29 protein-coding genes are annotated in these 24,456 nt (G+C 62.9%); 15 read left to right on the top strand and 14 right to left on the bottom strand.

What is annotated here, in order from left to right; translation table 11 throughout:
* Window positions 1-80 precede the first annotated feature (80 nt).
* Together CH306_RS05475 and CH306_RS05480 are read left to right on the top strand one after the other, a co-directional pair.
* Window positions 81-752, top strand: coding sequence for a TetR/AcrR family transcriptional regulator (locus CH306_RS05475; RefSeq protein WP_094645921.1), 672 nt, complete (start codon window positions 81-83; stop codon window positions 750-752).
* Window positions 749-1,681, top strand: a complete 933-nt coding sequence (locus CH306_RS05480; protein WP_094645922.1) for a TIGR01777 family oxidoreductase — start codon at window positions 749-751, stop codon at window positions 1,679-1,681. The genes CH306_RS05475 and CH306_RS05480 overlap by 4 nt, the downstream gene beginning before the upstream one ends.
* A gap of 19 nt (window positions 1,682-1,700) precedes the next feature.
* On the opposite strand, the gene CH306_RS05485 is transcribed toward CH306_RS05480, so the two are convergent.
* The 3 genes from CH306_RS05485 to CH306_RS05495 are packed head-to-tail and all read right to left on the bottom strand — an operon-like array spanning window position 1,701 to window position 5,145.
* Window positions 1,701-2,456, bottom strand: coding sequence for an SDR family NAD(P)-dependent oxidoreductase (locus CH306_RS05485; RefSeq protein ID WP_094645923.1), 756 nt, complete (start codon window positions 2,454-2,456; stop codon window positions 1,701-1,703).
* A complete protein-coding gene (locus CH306_RS05490) occupies window positions 2,453-4,009 on the bottom strand; it encodes an AMP-binding protein (protein WP_094645924.1) in 1,557 nt (518 codons plus the stop codon). The genes CH306_RS05485 and CH306_RS05490 overlap by 4 nt, the downstream gene beginning before the upstream one ends.
* 11 nt (window positions 4,010-4,020) lie before the next feature.
* A complete protein-coding gene (locus CH306_RS05495) occupies window positions 4,021-5,145 on the bottom strand; it encodes a DUF5938 domain-containing protein (protein ID WP_094645925.1) in 1,125 nt (374 codons plus the stop codon).
* Between the two features lie 246 nt (window positions 5,146-5,391).
* On the opposite strand from CH306_RS05495, the gene CH306_RS05500 reads away from it, so the two are divergent.
* A complete protein-coding gene (locus CH306_RS05500; RefSeq protein WP_094630196.1) occupies window positions 5,392-6,030 on the top strand; it encodes a TetR/AcrR family transcriptional regulator in 639 nt (212 codons plus the stop codon).
* Here the strand turns inward: CH306_RS05500 and CH306_RS05505 are convergent.
* Window positions 6,024-7,232, bottom strand: a complete 1,209-nt coding sequence (locus CH306_RS05505; protein ID WP_256981046.1) for a citrate synthase — start codon at window positions 7,230-7,232, stop codon at window positions 6,024-6,026. The two genes, CH306_RS05500 and CH306_RS05505, sit on opposite strands and share 7 nt — an antisense overlap.
* Window positions 7,233-7,321: 89 nt before the next feature.
* Between CH306_RS05505 and CH306_RS05510 the strand changes: the two genes are divergently transcribed.
* Complete coding sequence (locus CH306_RS05510; protein WP_094645927.1) at window positions 7,322-8,467, top strand: citrate/2-methylcitrate synthase; 1,146 nt, start codon at window positions 7,322-7,324, stop codon at window positions 8,465-8,467.
* Here CH306_RS05510 and CH306_RS05515 read toward each other — a convergent pair.
* From CH306_RS05515 to CH306_RS05530, 4 genes are read right to left on the bottom strand one after another with little or no spacing between them, the layout of a single operon-like run.
* Window positions 8,464-8,811: a hypothetical protein gene (locus CH306_RS05515; RefSeq protein WP_094645928.1), complete on the bottom strand. Its 348-nt coding sequence runs from the start codon at window positions 8,809-8,811 to the stop codon at window positions 8,464-8,466. The genes CH306_RS05510 and CH306_RS05515 overlap by 4 nt on opposite strands.
* 3 nt (window positions 8,812-8,814) lie before the next feature.
* A complete protein-coding gene (locus CH306_RS05520) occupies window positions 8,815-9,261 on the bottom strand; it encodes a hypothetical protein (RefSeq protein WP_094645929.1) in 447 nt (148 codons plus the stop codon).
* Window positions 9,262-9,285: 24 nt separating this feature from the next.
* The gene (locus tag CH306_RS05525) at window positions 9,286-9,858 is read right to left on the bottom strand and encodes a cysteine hydrolase family protein (protein WP_094645930.1); all 573 of its coding nucleotides are present in this window, start codon (window positions 9,856-9,858) and stop codon (window positions 9,286-9,288) included.
* Between the two features lie 24 nt (window positions 9,859-9,882).
* On the bottom strand, window positions 9,883-10,383 hold the full coding sequence (locus CH306_RS05530; RefSeq protein WP_094630187.1) for a MarR family winged helix-turn-helix transcriptional regulator: 501 nt from the start codon (window positions 10,381-10,383) through the stop codon (window positions 9,883-9,885).
* 105 nt (window positions 10,384-10,488) lie between these two features.
* Between CH306_RS05530 and CH306_RS05535 the strand changes: the two genes are divergently transcribed.
* Complete coding sequence (locus CH306_RS05535; RefSeq protein WP_094645931.1) at window positions 10,489-11,406, top strand: EamA family transporter; 918 nt, start codon at window positions 10,489-10,491, stop codon at window positions 11,404-11,406.
* A gap of 76 nt (window positions 11,407-11,482) precedes the next feature.
* Here CH306_RS05535 and CH306_RS05540 read toward each other — a convergent pair whose 3' ends face one another.
* Together CH306_RS05540 and CH306_RS05545 are read right to left on the bottom strand one after the other, a co-directional pair.
* Window positions 11,483-12,661 (bottom strand): Nramp family divalent metal transporter, encoded by a 1,179-nt coding sequence (locus CH306_RS05540; protein WP_094630616.1) that lies wholly within the window; start codon window positions 12,659-12,661, stop codon window positions 11,483-11,485.
* Window positions 12,662-12,950: 289 nt separating this feature from the next.
* The gene (locus CH306_RS05545; protein WP_094645932.1) at window positions 12,951-13,892 is read right to left on the bottom strand and encodes a dihydrodipicolinate synthase family protein; all 942 of its coding nucleotides are present in this window, start codon (window positions 13,890-13,892) and stop codon (window positions 12,951-12,953) included.
* A gap of 222 nt (window positions 13,893-14,114) precedes the next feature.
* Between CH306_RS05545 and CH306_RS05550 the strand changes: the two genes are divergently transcribed.
* From CH306_RS05550 to CH306_RS05570, 5 genes are all read left to right on the top strand, one after another.
* Window positions 14,115-15,149 (top strand): LacI family DNA-binding transcriptional regulator, encoded by a 1,035-nt coding sequence (locus tag CH306_RS05550; protein WP_143545437.1) that lies wholly within the window; start codon window positions 14,115-14,117, stop codon window positions 15,147-15,149.
* Window positions 15,150-15,244: 95 nt separating this feature from the next.
* Window positions 15,245-15,613, top strand: a complete 369-nt coding sequence (locus CH306_RS05555; protein ID WP_141214665.1) for a hypothetical protein — start codon at window positions 15,245-15,247, stop codon at window positions 15,611-15,613.
* 299 nt (window positions 15,614-15,912) lie between these two features.
* The gene (locus tag CH306_RS05560; protein WP_094630615.1) at window positions 15,913-16,284 is read left to right on the top strand and encodes a PLD nuclease N-terminal domain-containing protein; all 372 of its coding nucleotides are present in this window, start codon (window positions 15,913-15,915) and stop codon (window positions 16,282-16,284) included.
* A gap of 44 nt (window positions 16,285-16,328) precedes the next feature.
* A complete protein-coding gene (locus tag CH306_RS05565) occupies window positions 16,329-16,904 on the top strand; it encodes a DUF6461 domain-containing protein (protein ID WP_094645933.1) in 576 nt (191 codons plus the stop codon).
* Window positions 16,905-17,139: 235 nt separating this feature from the next.
* A complete protein-coding gene (locus tag CH306_RS05570; protein ID WP_094645978.1) occupies window positions 17,140-18,003 on the top strand; it encodes a type IV toxin-antitoxin system AbiEi family antitoxin domain-containing protein in 864 nt (287 codons plus the stop codon).
* A gap of 22 nt (window positions 18,004-18,025) precedes the next feature.
* Here CH306_RS05570 and CH306_RS05575 read toward each other — a convergent pair whose 3' ends face one another.
* A complete protein-coding gene (locus CH306_RS05575; protein WP_094645934.1) occupies window positions 18,026-18,259 on the bottom strand; it encodes a hypothetical protein in 234 nt (77 codons plus the stop codon).
* A gap of 27 nt (window positions 18,260-18,286) precedes the next feature.
* Between CH306_RS05575 and CH306_RS05580 the strand changes: the two genes are divergently transcribed.
* Window positions 18,287-18,625: a hypothetical protein gene (locus tag CH306_RS05580; protein WP_143545436.1), complete on the top strand. Its 339-nt coding sequence runs from the start codon at window positions 18,287-18,289 to the stop codon at window positions 18,623-18,625.
* Window positions 18,626-18,697: 72 nt separating this feature from the next.
* Here the strand turns inward: CH306_RS05580 and CH306_RS05585 are convergent, their stop codons facing one another.
* Entirely contained in the window at window positions 18,698-19,924 is a 1,227-nt protein-coding gene (locus CH306_RS05585; protein WP_094645935.1) for a GGDEF domain-containing protein, read from the bottom strand.
* Between the two features lie 119 nt (window positions 19,925-20,043).
* Between CH306_RS05585 and CH306_RS05590 the strand changes: the two genes are divergently transcribed.
* The 4 genes from CH306_RS05590 to CH306_RS05605 are packed head-to-tail and all read left to right on the top strand — an operon-like array spanning window position 20,044 to window position 22,954.
* Window positions 20,044-21,249, top strand: coding sequence for an MFS transporter (locus tag CH306_RS05590; protein ID WP_094645979.1), 1,206 nt, complete (start codon window positions 20,044-20,046; stop codon window positions 21,247-21,249).
* A gap of 14 nt (window positions 21,250-21,263) precedes the next feature.
* Entirely contained in the window at window positions 21,264-21,620 is a 357-nt protein-coding gene (locus CH306_RS05595; RefSeq protein WP_094645936.1) for an ArsR/SmtB family transcription factor, read from the top strand.
* A 27-nt stretch (window positions 21,621-21,647) separates the two neighbouring features.
* A complete protein-coding gene (locus CH306_RS05600; protein WP_094645937.1) occupies window positions 21,648-22,187 on the top strand; it encodes a copper resistance CopC family protein in 540 nt (179 codons plus the stop codon).
* Window positions 22,188-22,222: 35 nt separating this feature from the next.
* On the top strand, window positions 22,223-22,954 hold the full coding sequence (locus tag CH306_RS05605; RefSeq protein ID WP_094645938.1) for a TetR/AcrR family transcriptional regulator: 732 nt from the start codon (window positions 22,223-22,225) through the stop codon (window positions 22,952-22,954).
* Here CH306_RS05605 and CH306_RS05610 read toward each other — a convergent pair.
* Together CH306_RS05610 and CH306_RS05615 are read right to left on the bottom strand one after the other, a co-directional pair.
* Window positions 22,927-23,895, bottom strand: a complete 969-nt coding sequence (locus tag CH306_RS05610) for an AurF N-oxygenase family protein (RefSeq protein ID WP_094645939.1) — start codon at window positions 23,893-23,895, stop codon at window positions 22,927-22,929. The genes CH306_RS05605 and CH306_RS05610 overlap by 28 nt on opposite strands.
* 224 nt (window positions 23,896-24,119) lie before the next feature.
* Window positions 24,120-24,446, bottom strand: coding sequence for a hypothetical protein (locus CH306_RS05615; protein ID WP_094645940.1), 327 nt, complete (start codon window positions 24,444-24,446; stop codon window positions 24,120-24,122).
* Window positions 24,447-24,456: the final 10 nt, after the last annotated feature.

The raw sequence follows: 24,456 nt of genomic DNA on the forward strand, positions 1-24,456 counted from the left end.
CTGGTTACCGTGGGTCTTGAACATGTTCAAAGTTAGGACTACGGTCAAATTTTGAACACGTTCAGAAATGAGGTGAATCGATGGCTCGCACGTCCGAGACTCGCGACAAGGTGGTCGAGGTAGCTCTACGTCTCTTTCGCGACGAAGGGTTCCAGGCAACCACGATGCGTCGCATCGCCGACGAAGCGGGCGTCTCTCTCGGGAATGCGTACTACTACTTCGCCGGCAAGGACGAGCTGGTCAACGAGTTGTACATCGTGATTCAGCGCGACCACCGCGAGCGCGCCCTCGACGTTCTCGTCGACGGCGGTTCGCTGTCCGAAAACCTTGCTGCCGTTCTGCATTCCGGCTTGGACGTCATGGAGCCGTATCACGCCTTCGGTGGATCCTTCCTGCAGTTGGCGTTGCCCACGCGGTCCAGTTCCAGCCCGTTCTCGGAGGAATCGTCCGACGCCAGGTCCATGGCCATCGACCTCATGCGAACCACCTTGGAAACGTCGAAGCAGAAGGTTCCGACGTCTCTGAAAGACGTGCTTCCACAGCTGCTCTGGATGATCTACATGGGTGTCACCCTTCACTGGGTCACCGATTCCTCGGACAACCAGGCACGCACCCGCACATTGGTCGACGGGCTCGTACCAGTGGTTGCCAAAGCCGTACGCCTCGCTCGACTCCCGGTGGCGCGGGGGCTGGTCACCGACGTGGCCGGGCTGTTGAAACGCATGACGTCCCCAGAAGGGCTCGAACAATGAGTGATTCACCGTCCACCGTCGTCCTGTGCGGTGCCTCCGGCTACATCGGCGGCTACTTGCGTCGATACTACGAAGATCATGGCATTCGCGTCAGGACCGTGGGCCGCGGAACATCCAGCGACGCAACGTGGTCCGACCATCGCAGCCTCGTCGATGTGCTCGACGGTTCCGATCTGGTCGTCAATCTCGCCGGCCGCTCGGTGAGCTGTCGCTACAACAAGACGAACGCGGACGCGATCATGTCCTCGCGCATCCAGACGACGGCTCGACTCGGCCGCGCCCTGGCGGACGTGCCCAACGCACCAGATCTGTGGGTCAATGCGAGCACCGGCACCATCTATCGCGATTCGCGCGACAGGCCGATGGACGAACGATCCGGCGACATCGGGTCGGGATTCTCCGTCGAGGTCGCCCGCGCGTGGGAGCGGGAGCTGTTCGATGCCGATGTGGCCATTCGCAGAGTGGCGCTTCGAATGTCGATAGTGCTGGGTGCAGGCGGCGGAGCGATCAATCCGATCATCGACCTGGCCAGGGTGGGGCTCGGCGGCACAATGGGTGACGGCGGCCAGATGTTCAGTTGGGTGCACGTCGCCGATGTGGCGCGCGTCCTCGATCACCTCTACGACAACACTGGCATCTCCGGCCCGGTCAACGTCGCCACTCCGTTCCCGGTGACCAACGAGGAGCTGATGCGGCAGGTCAGGATCGCTCTCGGCCGCAGTCACGGTCTACCGACACCGGCATTGCTGCTTCAATTCGGTGCACGGGTGATCCGCACCGAGGCCGAGTTGGTCTTGAAGAGTCGTTGGGTGGATCCACAAGTGTTGACGGGCAGCGGTTTCGAGTTTCGGTATCCAAAGCTGGACAGTGCACTGACGAACATTGCGTCCGAGACGCCTCGAGGGTTGCTCCCCGTCGCCCTGGGATGACGACGGGGAACCCTCGAATCTAGACGAGCGACGCCGACAAGCCTCCGTCCAGGATGTAGTGGCTTCCGGTGATCCACGACGCCCGGTCGGAGGCGAGGAACAGCGTCACTTCCGCGATGTCCTCGGGAGTGCCCAGTCGTCCCTGCTTGGCGGCGACGAGGTCACCGAACGGGATCTGGGTTGCGGCTTCGAAGTCCGGGACCAATCGATCGACCATTGCGGTGTCGGCGAATCCTGGGCACACGGCGTTCACTCGCACTCCCGATGCGCGCATCTCGATGGCCGCGACGCGGGTGAGCTGGATGACTGCAGCCTTTGTCGCACAGTAGGACCCGAGCAGCGCGGTGCCGCCCACTCCGGCGAGCGAGGCGATGTTGACGATGTTTCCCTTCGACTCGACCAGTGCACCGATCGCGGCCTTCATCACCAGGAACGTGCCCTTGACGTTGACGGAGTAGATCTTGTCGAAGCTCTCCGTCGACTGCTGGAGCAGCGGCGACGACACTTCGATTCCCGCGTTGTTGATGACGATGTCGAGTCCGCCGAGAATCTCCACGGCCTGCGCCACCGCACTCTGCACCTGACTCTCGTCGGACACGTCGCAGTTCGCGATACCGGCGGCACCGATCTCCTCGGCCGCCTTGGCTGCTGCGCCTTCGTCGATGTCGCTGACGACGACACGAGCACCACGCTCGATGAACATCTGGGAGATGGCTTTTCCGATGCCGGCTCCGGATCCGGTCACGAAAACTCGCTTGCCCTCGAACTCGGTCATGGTGTGCTTCCCTTCGATGATGAGTGAGACATGGTGCTGCGTACTTCGGTCTTGAGGATCTTTCCCACCTTCGAGCGGGGAAGGTCGGTCCAGATCTGAATCTGTTTGGGTGCCTTGATGCTTCCGATTTTCGCCTTCACGTGTGAGATCAGATCCTCGTCCGACGCGTCCCGGCCGGGTCGCAACATGACTGCTGCGGTGACGCGTTCGCCCCACTTGTCGTCGGGCAGTCCGACGACGGCGCATTCCTTCACCGACGGATGCGAGAGCAGGGCCTGTTCCACCTCGGCCGAGTAGACGTTGAACCCGCCCGTGATGATCATGTCCTTGGCGCGGTCCACGACATACAGGTAGTCGTCGTCGTCGAGGTACCCGATGTCGCCGGTGTGGTGCCACCCGTGGGCACCCACTTCGGCGGTGGCGTCGGGATTCTCGTGATAGCCCTGCATCACGAGTGGACCGCGAACGACGATCTCACCGCGCTCACCGCGCTCGACCAGTCCACCATCGTCGTTCATGATCGCCACCGTGGTCAGGGGAGTCGGCTTGCCTGCCGAACTCAGTCGCTCGGTGGCGACCGTGCCGTCGCTGCGGAAATGATCGGCCGGAGCGAGCGTCGCGATCATGTTCGGCGCTTCGGTCTGGCCGAAGAGCTGTCCGAGAACCGGCCCGATGCGGGTCAGTGCCTCTTCCAGTCGAGTCGGCGACATCGGTGCGGCCCCGTACCAGAGGCACCGAAGCGACGTCAGATCCGTGACGTCGAGATCCGGATGATCGAGCACGCCGTAGATCACCGTCGGCGGCAGAAACGCGTGGGTGATCCCGTGTTTCTCGATGAGGGACAGGAACTTTCCGACGTCGGGAGCGCCCATGACCACAACGTGTCCGCCGAGACTGAGAATGGGAAACGTCAGCACACCCGCCGAGTGGGTCAGCGGTGCAAGAGCCAGGTACCGAGGCCGATCCCCGAAGGGATAACTCATGAGTGCTGTTGCCGTGGAGGTCATCATGTTCTCCTCGGTCAGCCTCACCCCCTTGGGTTTTCCGGTCGTACCGCCCGTGCCGGCGATCATGCACAATCCGTCCGCCGGTCGTCTCTCGGCAACAGAATCGGAACCGTGTTCAACGAGCCAGCTGTCGTACGAGAGCGCTCCCGGCACGTCGCCGTCCAGACAGACGAGCCATTCCAACCGAGGAAGCTGGTCGCGAATGCGACCGACGAGATCGGCGAACGCTTTCTGGAAGAACAGGAATCGGCAGCCGAACAGCTCGAACAGCTGCCGATTCTCGTCGGCTTCGTTGCGTGGATTGATCGGGCACCACACCGCCCCTGCCCGCGAGATCGCGAATACGCAGGTCAGCGCGAGCGGGTCGTTGGCGGAGAGCACAGCGACCCGGTCACCTGCCTCGATCCCGTTGTGCTGCAACGCTGCGGCGATGGCCACCGTGTCGTCGTACACCTGGCCGTAGGTTCGGGTGGTGTCTCCAATGGTGAGACACGGCGCGTCTCGGCCCAGTGACACACCCTTGTCGAGATAGTCGGACAGCCGCATCGGCCCTGTCCTCAGCTGTGTGCGGTGACGATGGGCTCGAGCACCAGCCCGAACGCGCGAAGCACGCCGAGCAGTTCCCGATGTCCGAATGCCTGGCAGCTGGAGGCGAATCCAACCTTCTTCGGCGGTCCCTGCAGCAGATGCGCCGCTGCGTATGCGTTGAGCAGAGCTGTCTGCTTGTAGTTGCAGTTGCCGTGGATCACGGTATGCACGCGACCGAGTGGTCCCGACGCGTAGACCGAGTCGAGTGAGGTGTTGATGCGCGGGTTCTCCCGTGGGGGCGTCTCGCTGCGCACCGACGACGACACCGTGTCGATGATCTGGTACTTCTCTGCGTCGGATTTGCCTTCCATCTGAGCCAGTGCGGCAGAGATGATCTGGGGCACTGCCAGCATCAGCGGCTTGTTGATCACGCCGCCCAGAGCCCGGGCGTTCGCTACGCGCGGATCGTTCTTGAACCACACCGGATGGGATGTCCCACCCCAGGGAAGAGCCAGGCCCAGGTCGTGTTGACCGGGCACAACGACCTGCATGACGCCGTCGTCCGGCCATTCGACGTACTCGTTCTGCTCCAGGTAGTAGGCCTTGGAGAACGCGGCGTTGGTGAGGATCGTGTTCGTCGACGCGACCGTCGGGTGTCCCTTCCAGAAGACCTCGATGTCGAGTGTGTCCAACCCCGGCGTCTCGAGGCAGATGTTCGCTGCGATCTCACCGATGCTGTACATCTGCGCCAAACCCGGTGTGAGTACCAGGTTTCGGGATGCGAACTCGGTGCCGTACTTGGCATCGGCGTCGATCATCCAGTCCTGCTCACCGGTGGTGTCGGTGTAGTGCGCACCGATCTCGATGCAGGCCTGGGCAACTTCGTGCCCGTATCGCGAGAACGGTCCGACCGTGTTGAGGACGATCTCGGCACCCCGGAATGCTTCGGCGAGAGCCGCTGCGGTGTGCTCGACCTCCACGACGTCGTGTTCGACGGTCTCGATTCCGGGAACCACGTCGATGATGCCCTTGACTCGGCCTTCGTCGCGTCCGGCGGCCAGGAACGGGATGTTGTACTCGCGCAGGTATTCACAGATCAGTCGTCCGGTGTATCCCGACGCTCCGTAGACGACGACGCGCTTGTCGGTTGGCATGAAAAGTCCTCTCGTGATCGGCCCGTCCGCGCGGCGGACCGAGATGGGTTGAGACGTCGGGCACCGGAGGGGACGTCGGGAACATCCGCCCTTCTGACGTGTGCCGTGGATCACACTAGGATAGAATTTGTACAGACGTCAAGGTTTTTCTGGACAACTGCCCAAGATCTGCCGGACGCCGAGGTTTCCCGATCGGACGTCGGGCATACACTGAGGTGACGACCACGCGCGGAAAGGACACGGACCATGACCCAAACCGCTGATCCGCGCGCGCGTATCGAAGAGCGAGCCCGCAACAAGTTCGAGTCCAAGCGGACCGAACTGGCCGAGGCGACACTGCACACGCTGGCCGAATTGGGCTATGCCCGCACGTCACTGCGGGAGATCGCGCAGAATTCCGAGTATTCGCACGGCGTTCTGCACTACTACTTCACCGACAAACTCGACCTCATCACGCACGCCGTTCGCCAGTACGAGGCCATCTGCGTCACTCGTTACGACGAGGTGGTGGCCAACGCGGCCGACGCCACCGGCTTGTACGCGGACTTCGAGGCGAAGTATTTCGCAACCCTGGCTGCGGACGCCGGCATTCATCGACTCTGGTACGACCTGCGCAATCAAGCCTTGTTCGACGGTTCGTTCCGCAACGACGTGCTCGAGATCGAGGAACGTCGTGAGGACATGATCTGGCGTGTGGTGGCTCGATACTGCGAACTTCGCGGCACTACGCCTGCACTCGACCAGGCCTCCGCCTACATCCTTCTCGACGGCATCTTTCAGCGCGCCCTCCTGCATCACCTGGCCGACAACACAGCCGAGGTAACCGCAGCGCGTCGCCAACTGCATGCTGCGTTCGCGTTACTGGATTGCCCGACGCCTCAGTAGGTTCCCGGTCGAGTGCCCGTGTAGATGCCGGGAACCCGAAAGCGAAGGGGCGCTTCGTCGTATTCCTCCAGGGCGTGTGCGGTCCACCCGACGATGCGGGCGAAGGCGAACACCGTTTCCGGCGTATCCGCCCTGAGCCCGTAGGCGAGCGTGAATGTGGCGAGAGCGAAGTCCGAGTTCGGAAAGGTATCGAATCTGTTGCTCACCTCTTCGATGACGACGTCCGCGGCAGCGACCACTGTGGGGTCCGCACCATGGGCAGGGTCCCGAAGCAATCGCAACAGTTCCTCGGCGCGTGGGTCTCGGTCGGTGTAGATGACGTGTCCGAAGCCGGGAACCCGCTCTCCCGACCTCAAATGTGTTGCGAGAGAGCCTATCGGATCGTCGATCGCTGACGACATGAATCGAATGACGGGGTCTGCAGCGGAACCGTGCAGGGGGCCGTCGATGCACCCCAGTCCTGCGGCGACAACCGAGTACAGATTGGCCCGGGTGCTCGCTGCCACCCGCACTCCGAGCGTCGACGCGGCCAGACCGTGATCGGACATCAGGACGAGTGCGGCCTGCAGCACCGTCAACCCGTTCGGATCGGTCTCGTCGGACGTGATTGCTTCCCACAGCGATTCGGCGATCGGCAGGTCCGCGGAACCACGACCGAGGGCTGCTGCGACCGTCACCAGCAGCTGCTCTGCCTCGCGGACAACGGATGTGGATCCGGTGTCGAATCGCATCGGTCGGTAGGTGGAGGCGATATCGACGGCGATACGGATCCGATCGACGGACCGGCAATTCGGTGCCATCAGACCCAGCGCATCTCGGCATCGTTGCACCACAACGGGATCGGTGACGAATCGCGTTGCGTCCAGCAACTCACCCGTCCACACGAAATGTGCGACCGACTCGAAAGTGCGTGAGCTGAGCTCGACCGCGTCACGCCCCCGGTAGTACAGATGCCCGTCGTCGATCAGGGTGATCCGAGTCCGAATTCGTTCCACGGCACCTATGTCGGTGCGCCGAGCCGTGTCGCGTCCTGCGAGGGCTTCGACCTCGTCTACGTCGAACACGCTCCCCCGCACTCCGGGAAGCCGAGTGCTGGTCAACAGACCTCGGCTGACGTAGGCGTACACCGTTTCCGGCTTGACGCCCAGCCGCGCGGCGGCCTGCGCGGTGGTGAGCATGTTCCGACCGTCGGCGTGCGTCATGGCCGCCTTCCGTATTGACTCGATCAACATTGACAAGAATCAACATTAGCGCGGATCGTAGGGGTTGACCAGCGCAAAGGAGTGCAGCCATGACCGTTCTCGACGCCCCACGCGGGCTCCACAACGTCGTCGTCACCACCACATCGATCGGAGATGTACGAGGCGACGAGGGTTTCTATCACTACCGCCAGTACTCGGCGATCGACATCGCGCTACACATGACGTTCGAGGATGCATGGTTCCTCATGGTCGAGGGCCGGTTGCCGAGCGACTCCGAACGCGCCGAGTTCCTGCGTACGGTGGCACCACTGCGCGTGCTGCCGACGGACGTCGCCGCAGCCGTGAAGACGGTGGCACTGTCGGGTCCCGAGCAACCACTCTTCGCATTGCGGACGGTGTTGTCGGGAATGGCAGGTGCTGTGCCGCTGTACGAGTCGTCGGAATCGGACAAGCGAACGACGGCGCTGCGGCTGTGCGCGATGACGCCGACCATTCTGGCTGCGGTACACAGAATTCGGACCGGCCAGAATCCCATCGAGCCACGCGAAGATCTGACGACGGCGCAGAACTGGTTGTTCATGATCACCGGGCAGGTGCCCGAGAACGACCACGCCCGAGCGATCGACCGATACCTCACCGCCACGATCGATCACGGGTTCAACGCGTCGACCTTCACCGCGCGAGTCGTGGCGTCGACGGGGTCGGACATCGCGTCCGCAGTGTGCGCCGCGATCGGTGCATTCGCTGGCCCATTGCACGGAGGTGCCCCGGATCGCGCCCTCGACGGGCTGGACGAGATTGCCGACATCGATTCCGCGGACGCCTGGGCACGAGCGAAAATTGCTGCAGGCGAGCGCATCATGGGCTTCGGTCATCCGGTGTATCGAACCGACGACCCCCGATCGGTGATGCTTCGCGATACGGCTCAGGAGTTGGGCGGCGACCTGATCGACAAGGCAGTGCAGGTCGAGAAGGTCATCACGGCTGCGCTGGCCGATCTGAAGCCGGACCGCAAGCTGTACGCGAATGTGGAGTACTACGCCGGCGTGGTCATGGAGCTGTGCGGAATTCCGCGTTCCATGTTCACCCCTACGTTCGCATGCAGTCGAATGGTGGGGTGGTGCGCCAATATCGTCGAGCAGTCGCACGACAGCAAGATCATTCGCCCGATCGCCCGCTACGACGGTCCAGCGCCGTCGGCAGTGGCGCGGTCAAGTGCCAACCAGGGCACCTAATCACGGCACTGCGGAGCACTCATCTTCGCGAACGGGTAGCTGCCGACGATGACGACGATGAAGACATAGGCCGCCAGACCGAGTAACTCCCACGTTGTTCTTTCGCGCTGGAAATCAGCGAAGAGCCAAATCAGCGGGGCCAGAAGCAACATCGCGGCGACGACGCACCAGATCTTGAACGACCTGTTGGCTTCTTCGCGAAGCTGTGGTGTGGTCTTCACCCTGTCCGATACGTCGCGGCCGTAGTAGTCGACGTGGAGCGCCCTACCTCGAAAGCCAACTGCAGCGCCGTACGCAAACGCGCCAAGTCCTACCATCAGTACGAGCGCAAGTGCGGTGTTCACGGATCACTGTGCCGTTGCAGTTCGGCCGGACCGGGACAGCGATCTGTAGTTTCGAATTGTGTTGACGCACAACCATCCATTGACGATGGGGGCGAAGAAGCCGAGTGCCAGACCCTCGCCCATCAGCGAAATCACGGCGACAGCGCACCCGATCAGAGTGATACCCACCGCATCGATCTTTCGGCCGATGGACGAACCTGAGGTCGCCACGATTCCCGGAAATCGCGGCGAGTCGACAAGAATCCGTATCGCCGCGGCGCATGCAATCAGTCCTGCAACGACCATGAATGCGAACACAATCGTTCCACCCCAGCCGATCTCAGCCCAGTTCAATCGCGGCTCGAACAGCCCGCGAACGAATGCCTCGAGTATCGGGATCGACGCGAAGTAGCCCAGATACAGCAACACGATGGGTCCCGCGAGACCCGCAGTCGTCCGCCGAATCGCCATACCGAACGGTATCAAACGGTTCGGCTACAAGCCCGAGAGCAGGTCTTCCGTCGTAACGACCGTTGCGAATTCCCCGTGCAGGTTGGTCGCAGTCATGGCCGACAACGTCGCGGCAGGAACGGTGGTTCCGTCGAGGGCGAGGCGATCGAAGGTGTGAGTGGCGTCGATGACGAAGTACGTGTCATATCCGAGGTTTCCGGCCATGCGAGCCGTCGTCTCGCAGCAGTGGTTTGTCGTGATTCCGCAGATGACGACCTGGTCGATGCCTTCGGCGCGTAGCCAGGCATCGAGATCCGGCGTGCCGTAGAAGCTCGAATTGACCCGTTTGCTGACCAGTAGGTCGGGACTTCCTTCGATGATGTCTTTGAACGCGTGCCCGGAACCGCTCGGCGACAATGGAGATCGGGGGTTGTCGGAGTCGTGTCGGACGAACACCACCGGCCAGGACTTGGACCGCCACAAGCGAAGTAGAGCGGCGATGTTGCCTTCACACGACGGGTTGTCCCGCGGACCCCAGAACTCGGCATCGTCGAATGCCGCCTGTACATCGATGACGATGAGAGCGGGCCTTCGTAAGTCGATCTGCGATTCGCCCATGCGGCCAAGGATACGACGAGGTTGCTACTGCTGAATGTCGAGCAGCAGTCGCTTCAGCAGGGCAGCAAGTTGGCTTCGTTCGCCGGGAGTAAGTGATGTCAGCAGCGCTTCCTCGTTCGCCACGTGTGCCGGTAGCGCTGCATCCACAGCCGAAATCCCTGCAGCCGTCAATTGCACGATGACCACTCGACGGTTTGTCGGGTCGATTTCGCGTTCGATCAGCCCTTTGTCCGTGAGCCGATTCAAGCGGTTCGTGATGGCTCCCGACGTCACCATCGCACTGTCGAGCAACTGCCCCACGGTGAGGCGATGCGGGGCTCCGGTGCGTCGAAGCGTAGCGATCAGATCGAATTCGCCTGCTTGCAAACCATATTCGGCCAAAGTCACCTGAATACGCTTGTCCAGAACGGATGCAGCTCGACTGATGCGCCCGATGACGGCCATCGGGCTGACATCCACATCGGGCCGCTCGACCGTCCACTGTTGCAGGATCCGATCCACTGCATCCTGCACCTCGTCCGACACCTACTACCCCCTCACCCCTGAACCGTTGACGTCCGGCAAGCATACGCATACTGTTCAACGCAGGGATAGTTCAACGTTAAGATGTTTTTCGAACCAGGAGGCGAGATGCGGGCATCACATACCGATGCTGATTCGACCCACGCTCGGGAGCCACGCGGCGCATCCTCGACTCTCGGAATCACCGCCGCGGCCGCACTGGCCCCCATTGTCTGGGGGACAACATATTTGGTGACCTCCGAGCTTCTCCCGCCGGATCGACCGATGACCGCCGGTGTTCTTCGCGCCGTTCCGGCGGGGCTGCTGCTTCTACTCATCTCACCGGGGATTCCAGGACGCGGTTGGCGACTGAAGACCGCTGTCCTCGGCGTGTTGAACATCGGATTGTTCTTTCCGATGCTGTTCGTAGCGGCCTACCGGCTTCCTGGAGGCACCGCAGCCGTCGTCGGTTCTGCGCAACCTCTCGTCATAATCGCGATGTCCACGGCGCTCGGGTGGGGACGCACGCGTCCTGTGCAGATCGGATGGGCCCTCGTCGCTGCAGTCGGGGTCGCGCTGACGACGATCTCGAGCACCGTTCGACTCGACGCGATCGGCCTCGCCGCCGCGGCCATCGGTACCGCCAGCATGGCGACCGGCATCGTCCTCACCAAGCGTTGGGGTGTGCCGCCCAACACCAATCCGCTCAATTCCACTGCGTGGCAACTACTCGTCGGCGGCATGGTGATCTTCCCGTTGATTCCGATCGTCGACGACGGTCCGTGGGCCATCGACGCCGAGGCTGTACTCGGCTACGCGTGGCTTTCGGTGATCGGCGGCGCGATGGCGTACGCGTTGTGGTTCCGCGGTGCCCGCGCGCTGCCCTCGGCAAGCATTTCCCTGCTCGGCGTCCTCAGTCCGCTCACCGCGGCCGCCCTCGGTTGGATCGTGTTGGGACAGAACATGACAGCGCTGCAATGCGCTGGTTTCGGCGTTGCACTCATCGGTTCGACAGCCGGACAGTTCATGCCGAGAAACACACGGTGACGGTTGGCCGCATACAGAGAATCCCGAGCGGGCGCTCGTATGAGCTCCCACTCGGGATTCGCTTCGACTCGACGGGCTACCGAGTCAGCAGTTCGTAGATCAGCAGACCCGACAGAGACAGGATGGATAAGAAGCCGAGGACGCCGAGTGCGTTCTTCCACCACGTGTTTCGGAGATCCCCCATCAACTGATGGTTGTTACTCATCACGTAGAGCAGGAAGCCGAGGAATGGGGCCACCAGCACGGTCAGAGCCTGGGCGACGATGATCAGTTGGATCGGCGAAGAGGTGAATACGATCGTGATCGCCAGGCCGAATGCCAGGATTGCAGCGCACGTCGCCTTTGCCGTCGGGGTACTCGGGGAGGCCCCTCGGCCCAATGCGTCGGACAGCATCGTGCCGCCGGCGGTTGCGTTGGCGACCATGGACGAGAACGCAGCTCCCGACAGTCCGAGCGCGAAGATCGTGGATCCGATGGGCCCCGCGATGGGCTCGAAGATCTTGGCGAGTCCGACCAGGGTTGCCGCTTCGGCGTTCTGGCTCCCGAGAACGGCGGCGGCCACGACGATGACGAGTGCGGTCATGATGCCGGGGGCGACGATACCGGGAATGGTGTCGGCGATGGAGGTTCGACGATATTCATCTCTGGTACGGCCCCGCTCATGAATGCCGTACGAGGTGAAGAACGCTGCGTTGAGCGAGAAGTTGGTGCCCACGAGAGCGACGATGAGCAGCATGCTTCCTGGAGGGGCACTGGGCATGACTCCGCTGAGTGCCATGTACCAGTCGGGCTTGGCAATGACTGCGCTGATGATGAACGCGGCACCGAGAAGTCCGACGATGACGAGCAGGACTCGCTCGACTATGCGATAGACGTTGCGGAACAACAGAATCAGTGCGACGAATACCGTGCACGCTATCGTCCAGATCAGCGGGGAGCCGCCGAAGACCATCGACAGCCCGAGACCGGATCCGACGGCGTTGCCGACCGAGAAGCAGAGTGTGATGACGAAGACGCCGATTCCGGCTGCGACACCGACGCGCTGACCGAGGACGTCTTTGACCGAGCTGATCAACGACTTCGGCGTGCGTATACCCAGACGCACGCTCATGTCGGCGTAGACGAGCATGAACACCGTCGACAACACGACGACCCAGATCAACGCGTAGCCGTACTTGCTGCCTGCTTCGACCGCACTGGCCAGGTTTCCCGGGCCGAACTGCCAGGCACCGGCGATGAAGGCGGGACCCGCCATGGCCAGCGTGCTCAGGACGGTCTTCCATCGATTCGACATGGCAGGCGGTCCGTCTGCGGTGATGGTGGACGCAGCTGGTGCCACCGGGGTCGTGCGGGGATGACTCATGACGAGCCTTTCTGGTGACGCTCCGTACTCGCTACTAGAGGCAGTGTGCCCTCGGCTCGACGCGGTGGGGAGCGGATACGAAAAGTACGAGCGAAGGTCGGTTTGCGGCATCGATGGCCACAGGAAGATGGCCATCGATGCCTACCGAGTGATCTGACGCGGTCTGATCCTGTGCAGGAACTCAGACCAGCGCGGGTACTACCGAGCCGAGGTTCGCGGAGTCGAGTGCTGCTGCGATCTCTTCGTGAGCGCCTGCGGCGAGTGGCAACAGCGGCGAGCGGACGGTGGCGTGCTCGAGGATGCCGCGGTGGACCAGGCCTTCCTTGAGCGCGACGGTGCCCTCCATGTGAGATCCGCGGTGGTAGACGTTCGCGGTGACGGGCAGGAGTCGGTCGTGGATGGCGCGTGCGGCCGGGTAGTCCTTGGCCTTGCCTGCGGCGATGAGCTCGACGAGGGGTTCGGGAGCCAATCCGCCGTAGCCGACGAGGAGCCCGTCGACGTCGAACATGGTGTGCAGCAGGTACTCGTCGTGGCAGCTGAGGATCTGCAGGTCCGGGTTCTCCTTACGCAGAACCGGAATCTCACGGTCCCAGCGGCGCATGTTCCGAACGCCGTTCTTCGTGGCGAAAACGCCCTCCTGAGCAGCGATTTCGAGCTGGGTGTCGAGGTTGTACGTCGCCTTGGTGACGTCCGGGTACTGGAACAGGATCAGAGGCAGGCCCGACCCTTCGTACAGTGCCTTGTAGCGGTCCTGCGGTGCGCCGTCCTGGTAGCCGAAGCGCAGCCAACCGTGCGACGGGTAGACCAGTCCGCCCGACGCACCCGCGTCGACTGCGCGCTTGGCTTCTTCGACCGACACGGCCGTACCTTCCCCGGTGATGCCGGCGATGATCGGAAGCTTTCCGTCGACCGAATCGCGGAAGGCACCGATCACTTTGGCCTGCTCGGTCTGGGTGAGGAACGTGCCTTCACCCGCGTGACCGAGGACGACGAGACTCTTGACGCCATCGACGCTGCCGAGCCAGGACCCGAGGCGCTGGATCGCGTCGTAGTCGACCTCACCTTCGCGAGTGAACGGCGTGATCGGTGCTGGGCTGAGTCCGCGGAGATCGAGTGAATTCATGTTGTCGTCCTTCTCGAGAATTTTACGGGAACGTTGTCGGGAACGTTTGCATCACGCTAAACCGCTCCCCACCGATGTGTCAACCATCACTTTGAAGATCAGGGGTGACAGGCATCGCACAGCGCGCTTGCAAACGTTCCTGGGACGTTTGCATGCGCCGCAGGCTGGCGATCTGTAAGTTCGGCCGTACCAGGAGATTCAACGAACAGTCAGGGACTGCACATGCGTTCCACCCGAAGTGGGCTCTCGACGGAGCGCACAGACGCGGTCACACTGCGTGACGTCGCCAAGGCTGCCGGGGTCAGCATCTCGACCGTCAGCCGTGTGCTGGACGACCGCGTCGCACCGTCCCGATCCGCGACGGCCGTACGGGTGCGCGAGATTGCCGAGCATCTCGGATACCGGCGCAACACGTTCGCGTCGAATCTACGACGCGGTGCCACCGCCACCATCGGCGTCCTGGTGCCGCGCCTCTCGGACACCGTGATGGCGCTGATGTTCGAGGCCATCGACCGGGCAGCGGGCAGGGAGGGCTACCACGCCGTCGTCGCGACGAGCGGCGACGATCCCACCGACGAATGGAACGCCGCGCAGTCGCTTCTGGAGCGCAATGTCGATGGGGTCGTTCTCGCCACGAGTCGCACCGACGACCCCCTCCCCAGTCACTTGCGCGAGAACGGAATTCCGCACGTACTGGTGCTGAGAACCGACGGAAAGAGCCCGTCCTCGATCGGCGACGACGAGACCGGTGGATATCTGGCGGTTCGCCACCTCATCGATCTCGGCCACACCGACATCGCAGTGCTGACAGGCCCTCTGTTCACGTCCAGCGCTGTCGGTCGTTTGGCGGGCGCGCACAGGGCGTTTGCCGAAGCCGGCCTGCAACCACGCCCGGAGTGGACGATCGAGACCGGCTACGGAATCGAAGCCGGGGCAAGTGCAGGGCACGATCTGCTCGGCGGCTCAGGCCGTCCCACCGCCGTGTTCGCAGCCAACGACAACCTTGCCCTCGGAGTGTTGTCGGCAGCGCATCGACACAATCTGGCTGTTGGAGAGGACCTTTCACTGGTCGGCTACAACGACATCCCGCTCGCGCAACTGTTGCCGGTTCCCCTGACCTCGGTTCGCACCGCATTCGACCAAATCGCCCGAACCGCAATGGAAATACTGCTCAACGGCGATGACGGCTCGACTCCGCTGAAAAAGGCACTCCCGACACTGATCCCGCGACAATCATCGAGCCGTGCCACGAGATGAGTTCGTCAGCAAGACTGTGTCGGTTCTGGCTCATCGGTTTTGTCGTCGTTCTCACCGCGTCGTGCAGTTCGTTCGAGCCCGGCGAACGGAGGTCCATGGACGAAGAAGAAGTGTCGCGTGCCCTGCGCGGCATAGCATTCGACGTACCGAGTGGCTTCGAGTTCGTTCAGGGCTTCACGCACACGGAGTTCGTCGGCCAGCCTGCGTGGCGGGCCCGATTCGACGCGCCCAACGAGGCCGGCGACGAGACAGCGGTATCGGCGGCGAACCCTTCCTATCCGCCACTGCAACCGGTGGCCTGCGCCGCTGCATCGACGAGCAACTGGACTGCACTGGGCTTGACCTGCGAACCCGAGATGCTGTCCACCTCGCGTCCTGACCAGCAGACGGCAGACCGCGTGACCGTCCTGCTCACCAGGAACACACGACAGTCATCGCTGTTCATCTACTCCCAGGGCCACTGATTGTTGCAGTGACGCTATGCGGGCTGAAGCAATTGGAGGCCGAATCGGGTGCAGCTGACCGCGCTGAGCGCGGCTAGCTGCACCCGATTTTGCCGGTCGGTGGGCTCCGAAGGCCATCACCGCCTGGTGCGCGGATACATGTAACTACGCCAGACATGGGCACTCCTCAGCGGAGTCCAGTGCCTCGCTGACCACATCCTGCCCATCGATAGACCTGAGGCCTTATCTGTCGAAATCGCGACAGCCCCGCTACGATCCTCGGTACATCAGACCGAACGGTCTTGAACATGGAGGATCACATGCCGTATCTCGGTTTGCTGGTGATGTTGCTGTGGGTGTTCTGTCTGATCGACGTGATCACGGCCGACGACGGTGGAGTGCGATTCCTCCCGAAGATCGTGTGGCTGCTGTTGGTGGTGTTTCTCCCGCTGGCCGGCTCATTGGCATGGTTGTTCGCGGGACGTCCTGTTGGAGGCGGAATCTGGGGAGGTCCCGGTGGCGGCAACCGGCGCGCGAGCAACTCTGCGTTTCCTGAATACGAGACACGACCCGGCCGTCAGGCTGCCCAGAATCCCGAGGCCGATGCGGAATTTCTCCGGCGGTGTCGAGAACGTGCAGAGGAGCAACGCCGACTCGAGCGCGAGCGTCGCAAGAGAGATCTCGGGTTCTGATCTGGGCGGGTAGAACTCGACTACGACGATGTGAGGATCGAACTGTGGCTGCAACGTGGCAAGACTTCTCGTGGGTCGTCGACGACTACGAATGGGTCGAGACAAGCGTGTCGTTCACCTTTGTTCGCCATGACGATCCGGCGAGTGTTCTCGCAGCTTTGACGACCGAAATACACGGCACCGTTGTGGGTTTGGACGGCGTCAATTCCGATGTGGATATGGTGGGCGTGACACAACTGGGCAATTGGGTTCTTGCCGTCGCGCCGTCCACGGCGGGCCTGGCTGACGAACTGATGGCCCCACTGTCGATGGGAGGTGAAGCGCTCACCTGCGCAATCACAGTCGGTCCTTCTTACTTTGCACAATGGGTCGACGGCAGGGGGACGGCGTTCTTCGACTCGCTGCTGAAGTCGGGACCTGGTTTCGATGATCCGAACAGTCCGTGGCGACAAGGCATGCGCGTGGCCGGAGTGGATCCCAACAGCGAGGGGCCGCTACCGGACGGGCGATTCCATGTTCTCGAGACGAGTCTGGCGATGATTGCCAACCACACAGGTGTCGCAATAACCCCGGAATTGCTCCGCTCAGCCAGTTTCCATATTGGCGACAGTATCGAATAACACTGCACCAACCAGTCGGCGCGCCTGCAGCGACGATGTCCTCGGAAGGCGTTCGGCCGAGCGTCTACGACGACATACCCGTGCTCGAACAGCGCGTCGCACCCGAGTAGGCGACTGACTCAAACACACAGCTCCACGTCGATTGAATTCGGTGCACCCAGCCGCGCTGAGCGCGGTCCATTGCACCCGATTCGCACTGTGGAACCGCTCCGGCGCAGTGAACGTCCAAGTGGACATGCTCGATGAATGGTTGGCACAGCACGACGGCGTGATCACCCGCGCGCAGGCGGCGATGTGCGGCCTGAGCGGCGATGCTGTGGACCGCTCGGTGCGAGCGGGGGCGTGGCGAACGATTCATCGCGGGGTGTACTTCGTCGTCGATCGCCCATTCACTGCGGACGCGCGCATTCGATGCGTTGTGTGGGGTGCAGGACCGAACGCTGTGCTCAGCGGGGAAGCCGCGGCCTTCTGGCACGGGGTGATCTCCGACGTGCCGAGCATCATCGAGGTCACCACCCCACGCAAGGGGCGAAGCCGCGCCGAGGGCTGCCGACTACGCCGCCGCGACATCCACAACAAGGACATCGTCGAGCGGCGCGGGCTTCGTGTCACGTCTCTCGAACTGACCGTTCTCGAAGCGTCGATAGGTAAGGCGCACATCATGGATCGGGCACTTCAGCGACACACCGACCTCGAACGATTGCAGCGCGCAGATGCACGAAACCCAGGTCGCACCGGCGCTCCCGAAGCGAAGCGGCTGCTGAAAGTCGCAGCGAACGGTGCCCGCTCCGAGGGAGAGCGTCTCTTGATTCGAGAGTTCCGGGCCCGCAAGATCGGCGGCTGGGTAGTGAATTATCGATGGGGCGGATACGAACTCGACTTCGCCTTCCTCGCCGAGATGGTGGCGATCGAAATCGACGGCTGGGCATTTCACTCCGATCACGACGCGTTCCATCAGGATCGGATCAGGCAGAACGACATCATTCAGAGCTGGACGATCCTGCGCTACACCTGGGTCGACCTGACCGAACGCATGGATCACGTGATCGCCGAAATAGTCGCTACTCTCGATCGAATCCGGTGCAGCCAGCCGCGCTGAGCGCGGTCAGCTGCACCCGATTTCATCGCCGCGAGGACCTGGGTGGACCGTACGACCCATCGAGTCGACTTCTGATGCGTCGAATCGCCTTCCATCCCGCGGGAGTCACCGCGGTGCTGACTATCGCGCCGATCATGACGCCCTGGAACAGGGCAGACCACTGGCCGGGGCTGCCTCCGAACAGCGGCCATGTGTACACGATCGCGAGGACCGCGAGAAATACCAGAGCACGAATACCTGCACCCTCCCACGACACCGTCAGCGCCGCGAACTATCCGGTATCGTGAAGAAAACGGGCAAAATGGACCACGCCAGGTCGGAGGCCGAGATGCAGAAGCCGTTTCGCGAGTGGGTCATGACCGGCGCACTCAGCAAGAAGTGCGGCGCAACCCGAGCCGATTACATCAATGCGCTTGCCCTGGTCCCCGCAGTCGGTCTCGGCTTCCTCCTGATGCACTTGATGATCAACTCGGGCTCAACAGCTCTCGATACTGCAGCAGGATGCCTGGGCGGTGCCATCACCGGATTCCTGTATCTCTACCTGGCCTACCGGGTCGATTCACGCAAGAAACGCGGACCTGCCCCCACGCCGCCACTAGGTGCTCGGCCGACGCGTCTTTGAGATGCACCGGTCCGGCGGATCGATGCGCCTCTGTTTCACTCTGACCGACTGAAACCCAGATCGATCCGGATCTCAGGCGCGCTTGGACAAGTACATTCGCTCGTCTGCCATTCGTAGCAGTTGGTCCGGGTCGGCGGCCGGCTCCCAGCTCCATCCGACGCTCACCGAGACCGGGATGTCGGTGCCGTCGATGTCGTAGGGGCCGGCGAGGAGTCCGCGAACTCGGTCGGCGAGGCATTCGACACCGTTGCGTGAGCGGGCGCTGCGCAGGAGGACGACGAATTCGTCTCCGCCGATACGGCAGGCGACGTCATCGGAGCGGGTGTTGTCCAGGATGCGACGGCCGATTGCCTGGAGTACTCGATCCCCCACCGCGTGTCCGAATCGGTCGTTGATGGACTTGAATGCGTCGACGTCGACGAAGAGCACTCCCACCGGACGACCGTCGGCGGAGTCCTTCATCGCATGCAACTCGGACATCAGGCGTCGGCGATTGGCCAGTGAGGTGAGGTCGTCGATCAGCACCTGGCGTTCGAGTGATGCCTCGGCAGCTTTGCGTGCGGTGATGTCCTGGATCTGCGCGATGATCACGTCGCCGGACTCGTCGTCGCGCACCACGGTCACGTTGCGCTGCACCCAGATCGTGGCACCGTCCTTGCGGATGTATCGCTTCTCCGACGCCACGTTCGTCAGCGTCCCTTCGGCCAATCCTTTGAGGTGTTCGTCGGCGAGGGGAATGTCGTCGGGATGGGTGATGTCGCGAAAGGTTTTCTGTCGCAATTCTTCTGCGGTGTAGCCGAGCAGTTTGCACAGGGCCCTGTTCACCTGGAGCCATCGTCCGTCGCGGGTCATCACCGCTTTGCCGATCGGGGCGTTCTCCATCACGTTCTGGAACAGCCGGATCGCGCGATCGCGCTCACGCTCGACCTCGGCGCGCGCGCTGACGTCGACGACCAACGCGGTGAACCCGACGACGACACCGTCGACGATATCGGGCACGTAGGTTGCCTGAGTAACGCGCACAGCACCGTTGACGTCGATGAGGGTCCGGTCGAACTGCTGCTGCTCACCGGCGAGGACACCGGTGATGTACGGCAGGTTCAATTCGTACAGCGTCTCACCGAGCAAATCTCGGATGTGCTTGCCGGCCAAGTCCTGAGGTTCGATTCCGAAGAAATCCGCATACACGCGGTTGGCGAACACATTCCGGAGCGCGCTGTCCCAGTATCCGATCATCGACGGCAACCGATCGACGGCACGGCGCATCACCTCGTTCGATGCGTTTCGCGTAACGGTCATGAACCACCTCACTTGTGACGCCGACCGTTGAACGGTACCGAAATATATCGCGATCGGCCTGCAACACGAACATCGATCCCATTAGTGCGCAAGTGCGCACATGTGTGTACGTTGAACTCATGCTTCGCGCCAACATCGCTTTTCGACGCCTCTTCACCGCGCAGGTCGTCGCGTTGCTGGGCACCGGACTGTTGACGGTGGCGCTGGGACTGCTCGCCTACGACATTGCCGGCAGTGCCGCGGGAGCCGTGCTCGGTACCGCTCTCGCGATCAAGATGATCGCGTACGTGTTCGTCGCTCCGATCGTGTCGTCACTGACCGGCACGCTCCCCCGCAAGCTCGTGCTGGTCAGCGCCGACGCCGTCAGGGCGCTCACCGCACTGGCATTGCCGTTCGTCGATCAGGTGTGGCAGGTCTACGTGCTGATCTTCGTTCTGCAGGCGGCGTCGGCCACCTTCACTCCCACCTTCCAGGCCGTCATTCCGTCCGTGGTGCCCGACGCGCAGCAGTACACCCGCGCGTTGACGCTCTCGCGACTGGCCTACGACCTCGAATCACTGGTCAGCCCGCTGATCGCCGCCGCATTGTTGACGGTCATCGGCTTCCACACGCTGTTCGTCGGCACGGCTGTGGGGTTCGTCGTCTCCGCGGTGATGGTGGTCGGTACCGACTTTCCGAGACACCTCGCACCCGAGATCCGACGATCGACCTCGGGCATCGCGACGTTCGTCAGGAATACCGAACTGCAGGGACTGCTCGCGTTGAACACGGTGGTCGCTGCGGCGACTGCTCTCGTGGTGGTCAACTCCGTTCTCTACGTCCGCGATCTGTTCGGCGGATCGAGCAGTCAGCTGGCCATCGCTCTCGGCTGCTACGGCGCCGGCTCGATGGTCGCAGCATTGTGCATCCCACGAGCCCTCGGATTTACGAACGATCACACGCTCATGCTCACCGGGGCTGCGACGGCCGTGATGGGAACTGCCGCAGCAACACTGGTGGCGACCCTGCACGGAGGGTCGACCGCCTGGGTTGCGCTGGCCGCGACGTGGGTGCTGCTGGGCGTCGGGACGTCGATGATCAACACCCCGTCGGCGAGGATTCTGCGTCGTGAATCCGACGAGAGCACCCGAACGTCCATCTTCACGGCGCAGTTCTCGTTGTCGCACGCGGCATTTCTGCTCACCTATCCGATTGCGGGATGGGTCGGGGCCCGGTTCGGACTGTTCACCGCGGCGCTGATGCTCACGGGCTTGGCTACACTTGCGGCACTGTCCGCAGCACGCCTGTGGAGTCGCTCCCGAGTGTCGGTGGTCGCCTCCGCGTAGGGAGACGACGTTCGATGCCACCGAAGAAGGAACCGCGCATCAGTCTCGACCATGCCGTCGAACCGGACTCCGCACGCCTGGGCACGGCCAGTGACACCTTTCGGATGCTCTCGGACCCCACGCGACTGCACATCCTCTGGCTACTCGACCGCGGCCCTGCCGACGTCAGCGCCTTGACCACGGCCACCGGAACCTCCCGCACCGCCGTCAGCCAGCATCTGGCCAAGCTTCGATTCACCGGACTCGTCGAGACCCGACGCGACGGCCGCAACGTCATCTACCGCCTGGCCGACGGTCACCTCGCCCGGCTCGTGCGTGAGGGCCTCAACTTCGCCGACCACAAGGTCACCGGCGAGCCCCCGCACGAATAACCCTGCACCACAACAAGAAAGCACCCGATGAAACGCCTGGCCGTGATTGCCGCCGCCATTCTCACCGCGACGGCACTGTCGATCGCCCCGGCGGCTGCGCACGCAACTCTGCAGTCCAGCAACCCTGCCGAGAACTCCGTGCTCGACGCCGCCCCGGACGAGGTGACCCTGACGTTCAATCAGTCCGTGCAGTCGAACTTCGCCACCGTCACCGTCGTCGGAGCCGATGGAACCCAATGGGGGGCATCGGATCCCGTCGTCGACGGCAGCACTGTGACCGTCGATCTCGACGGGCTCGGTGCGGCGGGCGAGTACACCATCGGCTACCGAGTGGTCTCCGCAGACGGGCATCCGATCACCGGCAGCATTCCGTTCCAACTGACCCAGGCGTCCCCGACGTCGGCGGCAACCGCAGCCACCGCAGTCCCCGCCCCTACCGAAACGACACCGACTGCCGCAGAAGAGCCCGAGGACAGCAGCGGTTTTCCGATCTGGATCGTCGCGGTAGTCGTCGTCGCTGTCGGTGCGGCGGGCGTGCTGTTCGCGCTTCGTAAACGCAGCAACTGACGTCCTCACCCGATGTGGACGTGAGAGCATGCAGCATGAGTGACGGTGGCCAGCGCCCGGAGTCCGATGGCCGTAAGCGGCGTTGGGAACAGCACAACTCCGATCGTCGACGCCACATCATCGACGCGGCCATGACGGTTCTGGCGCGCGATATCGCACCCGGTGAGCGGCTCACCACCGCTCAGATTTCGGCCGAGGCCGGTGTGCACCGCACCGGGCTGTACCGGCATTTTCGCGATCGAACCGACTTGGACACGGCCATTCAGCGCGCCATCTGCTCGGAGTTGACGGCCACGTTGGTCTCGTCGTTCGCGTTGACCGGCACTCCTCGCGACGCGGTGCATCGCATGGTGAGCACCTACGTGCGCTGGGTGGCCGAGCATCCCGCGTGGACGCGATTCGTCGAGCAGGACGTCAGTGCCGAGTCGCCCACGCCTCTCGAGGAGACCAACGCTCTGCTGGCCGAGCAGTTGGAAGTGAGCGTCGCGGCATTCCTGTCACTGGTGCACGCAGACCTGACCACCGACGACTGGTCGCTGGTGCGGCCGTGGGTTGCGGGCCTCGTCTCCGGCTGCATGGGTGCGGTGCGCAGTTGGAGCGGGCAGACCGAACATCGCACCGGTCTCGATCATTTCGCGACGTTCCTGGCCGACACCATCTGGCTGCAGGTCAAGGGCCTCGGGGCATCCCGCGGGATCGCGATCCCGCAGGTGCCCCTCGAAAGCGTCCTCGACGAGAGTCAGCCGAACGACGGCTCGCTGCGGTAACGCGAGGGGCGTCCGTCGATACCGAGGGTGCGCCAGACGCGTCGGGACACGCGGTTCATCAGTCCGAGCTCGCCGGCCAGCATTCGGACGTCACCGAAGGTGTCGCGCAATGCCTTTCGTGACGGTTCGCTGTTCCACCACACGGCGTCGACAACCTCGTCGGGGATGGCGAGGTCGCGTCGCATCTGCTTGCTCGGTTTCATGATCACGTCGCACAGCAGTCGCATGATGACGGGCATGAGGATCGAGATCGACGCCTTCTCGAAGCGTCCGAGCCGCGGGGCCTTGTGCTCGAGGTACTGATGGGCGAAGCCGATGTGTCGTGCTTCCTCGGCGATGTGAATCTGCATCAAGCGCTGGACCAAGGGGTGTCCGACGCTACCGGCGCGCAGGACGCCCTTCTGCATGTGGTCGATCGGCTCTTCTCCCGCCAGTACGCCGACGAAGAATCCGAACGGTGCGGATCGGCTCGCGAAGAGGGTCAGCACGGGCACGATCTTGCGGAACCACGCGGGTCCACCCGGCACGTCGATGCCGATGCGGTTCACCAGTTCCTGGAACATCTGGGTGTGGTGGCACTCTTCGGTGGCCTCGTGCGTCGAGTACCGGAATTCGGGTGAATCGTTGGGCAGCGTGAGGGCGTACTGCATGAGGCCGCTGATGAGGATCTGCTCGAACTGCAGGCCGACCTTGACCATGCTGGCCTGGCGGTACATCCCGATGTGAATCTGCCGGTCCAGGGGAAGCGACTTGTACCAGTCGGTGTGGCCGAGCGGGTCCGCGTCCGGGAGCACCCAGCGCGGATCGTCGGGAACGATTGCGTACTCGGGCTCGTCCCAGGGGATGTCGAGGAAGGCGTCGAAGTGCTGGTGCACCGATGCCGTCGACAGTGCGTGCAGCCTGTCTCGGTAGAGCGTTCGTGCGTCGTCGACTGCAGTCATGGTGGTCCTTCCGCCTGCGTCCGAACAATGTGTACGCAACACAGCGTCACACATAAAACTGGTTGGTGCAACGCTCCGTCGCAGATACATGAGAAATGTTCTTCGAAACGACGAAACCGGCCGACCGCAGTGCGGTCGACCGGCCTCGAGGCAGGCGCTTCGGTCGTGAACGGTAATTCGTAGTGGGCTACGAAGTTCCGCTCACGTGCGACGAAGTCGCTCCATCACCAGTACGGCAACACCATCGCGACGAAGCCCACGCCGATGACGATGCCGAGAATTCCGGTTCCGATGGCCAGCGCGGTGTCACTGCGATCGGCGCGCGGGCCGGAGAGGTCGGGGCTGCGATCGGCCCACAGAGCAGAGGCGACGGCAATCAATCCTGCTGCGATGCCCAGGCCCGCGGCCCAGAACGAGACGATCGACATCGCACCGAACATGACGGCATATTCGGTCACCTGCGCGCGAGTACGAACGCGCCGGTTCCACCACTTCGGTGGCATGTCGTCGTCCGAATCACGTGTATCGAAGTGGGGAGAGGTGACGGTCACTGCGGACTCC

Origin of the sequence: Rhodococcus sp. 15-725-2-2b (assembly GCF_002259075.1) — a bacterium.
Classification (GTDB): Bacteria; Actinomycetota; Actinomycetes; order Mycobacteriales; family Mycobacteriaceae; genus Rhodococcoides.

Coding starts and splice junctions, on each gene's coding strand:
- CH306_RS05475 (WP_094645921.1), top strand. CDS start 81: ATGGCTCGCACGTCCGAGACTCGCGACAAGGTGGTCGAGGTAGCTCTA.
- CH306_RS05480 (WP_094645922.1), top strand. CDS start 749: ATGAGTGATTCACCGTCCACCGTCGTCCTGTGCGGTGCCTCCGGCTAC.
- CH306_RS05485 (WP_094645923.1), bottom strand. CDS start 2,456: ATGACCGAGTTCGAGGGCAAGCGAGTTTTCGTGACCGGATCCGGAGCC.
- CH306_RS05490 (WP_094645924.1), bottom strand. CDS start 4,009: ATGCGGCTGTCCGACTATCTCGACAAGGGTGTGTCACTGGGCCGAGAC.
- CH306_RS05495 (WP_094645925.1), bottom strand. CDS start 5,145: ATGCCAACCGACAAGCGCGTCGTCGTCTACGGAGCGTCGGGATACACC.
- CH306_RS05500 (WP_094630196.1), top strand. CDS start 5,392: ATGACCCAAACCGCTGATCCGCGCGCGCGTATCGAAGAGCGAGCCCGC.
- CH306_RS05505 (WP_256981046.1), bottom strand. CDS start 7,232: ATGACGCACGCCGACGGTCGGAACATGCTCACCACCGCGCAGGCCGCC.
- CH306_RS05510 (WP_094645927.1), top strand. CDS start 7,322: ATGACCGTTCTCGACGCCCCACGCGGGCTCCACAACGTCGTCGTCACC.
- CH306_RS05520 (WP_094645929.1), bottom strand. CDS start 9,261: ATGGCGATTCGGCGGACGACTGCGGGTCTCGCGGGACCCATCGTGTTG.
- CH306_RS05525 (WP_094645930.1), bottom strand. CDS start 9,858: ATGGGCGAATCGCAGATCGACTTACGAAGGCCCGCTCTCATCGTCATC.
- CH306_RS05535 (WP_094645931.1), top strand. CDS start 10,489: ATGCGGGCATCACATACCGATGCTGATTCGACCCACGCTCGGGAGCCA.
- CH306_RS05540 (WP_094630616.1), bottom strand. CDS start 12,661: ATGGCGGGTCCCGCCTTCATCGCCGGTGCCTGGCAGTTCGGCCCGGGA.
- CH306_RS05545 (WP_094645932.1), bottom strand. CDS start 13,892: ATGAATTCACTCGATCTCCGCGGACTCAGCCCAGCACCGATCACGCCG.
- CH306_RS05550 (WP_143545437.1), top strand. CDS start 14,115: ATGCGTTCCACCCGAAGTGGGCTCTCGACGGAGCGCACAGACGCGGTC.
- CH306_RS05555 (WP_141214665.1), top strand. CDS start 15,245: ATGGACGAAGAAGAAGTGTCGCGTGCCCTGCGCGGCATAGCATTCGAC.
- CH306_RS05560 (WP_094630615.1), top strand. CDS start 15,913: ATGCCGTATCTCGGTTTGCTGGTGATGTTGCTGTGGGTGTTCTGTCTG.
- CH306_RS05570 (WP_094645978.1), top strand. CDS start 17,140: ATGCTCGATGAATGGTTGGCACAGCACGACGGCGTGATCACCCGCGCG.
- CH306_RS05585 (WP_094645935.1), bottom strand. CDS start 19,924: ATGACCGTTACGCGAAACGCATCGAACGAGGTGATGCGCCGTGCCGTC.
- CH306_RS05590 (WP_094645979.1), top strand. CDS start 20,044: ATGCTTCGCGCCAACATCGCTTTTCGACGCCTCTTCACCGCGCAGGTC.
- CH306_RS05595 (WP_094645936.1), top strand. CDS start 21,264: ATGCCACCGAAGAAGGAACCGCGCATCAGTCTCGACCATGCCGTCGAA.
- CH306_RS05600 (WP_094645937.1), top strand. CDS start 21,648: ATGAAACGCCTGGCCGTGATTGCCGCCGCCATTCTCACCGCGACGGCA.
- CH306_RS05605 (WP_094645938.1), top strand. CDS start 22,223: ATGAGTGACGGTGGCCAGCGCCCGGAGTCCGATGGCCGTAAGCGGCGT.
- CH306_RS05610 (WP_094645939.1), bottom strand. CDS start 23,895: ATGACTGCAGTCGACGACGCACGAACGCTCTACCGAGACAGGCTGCAC.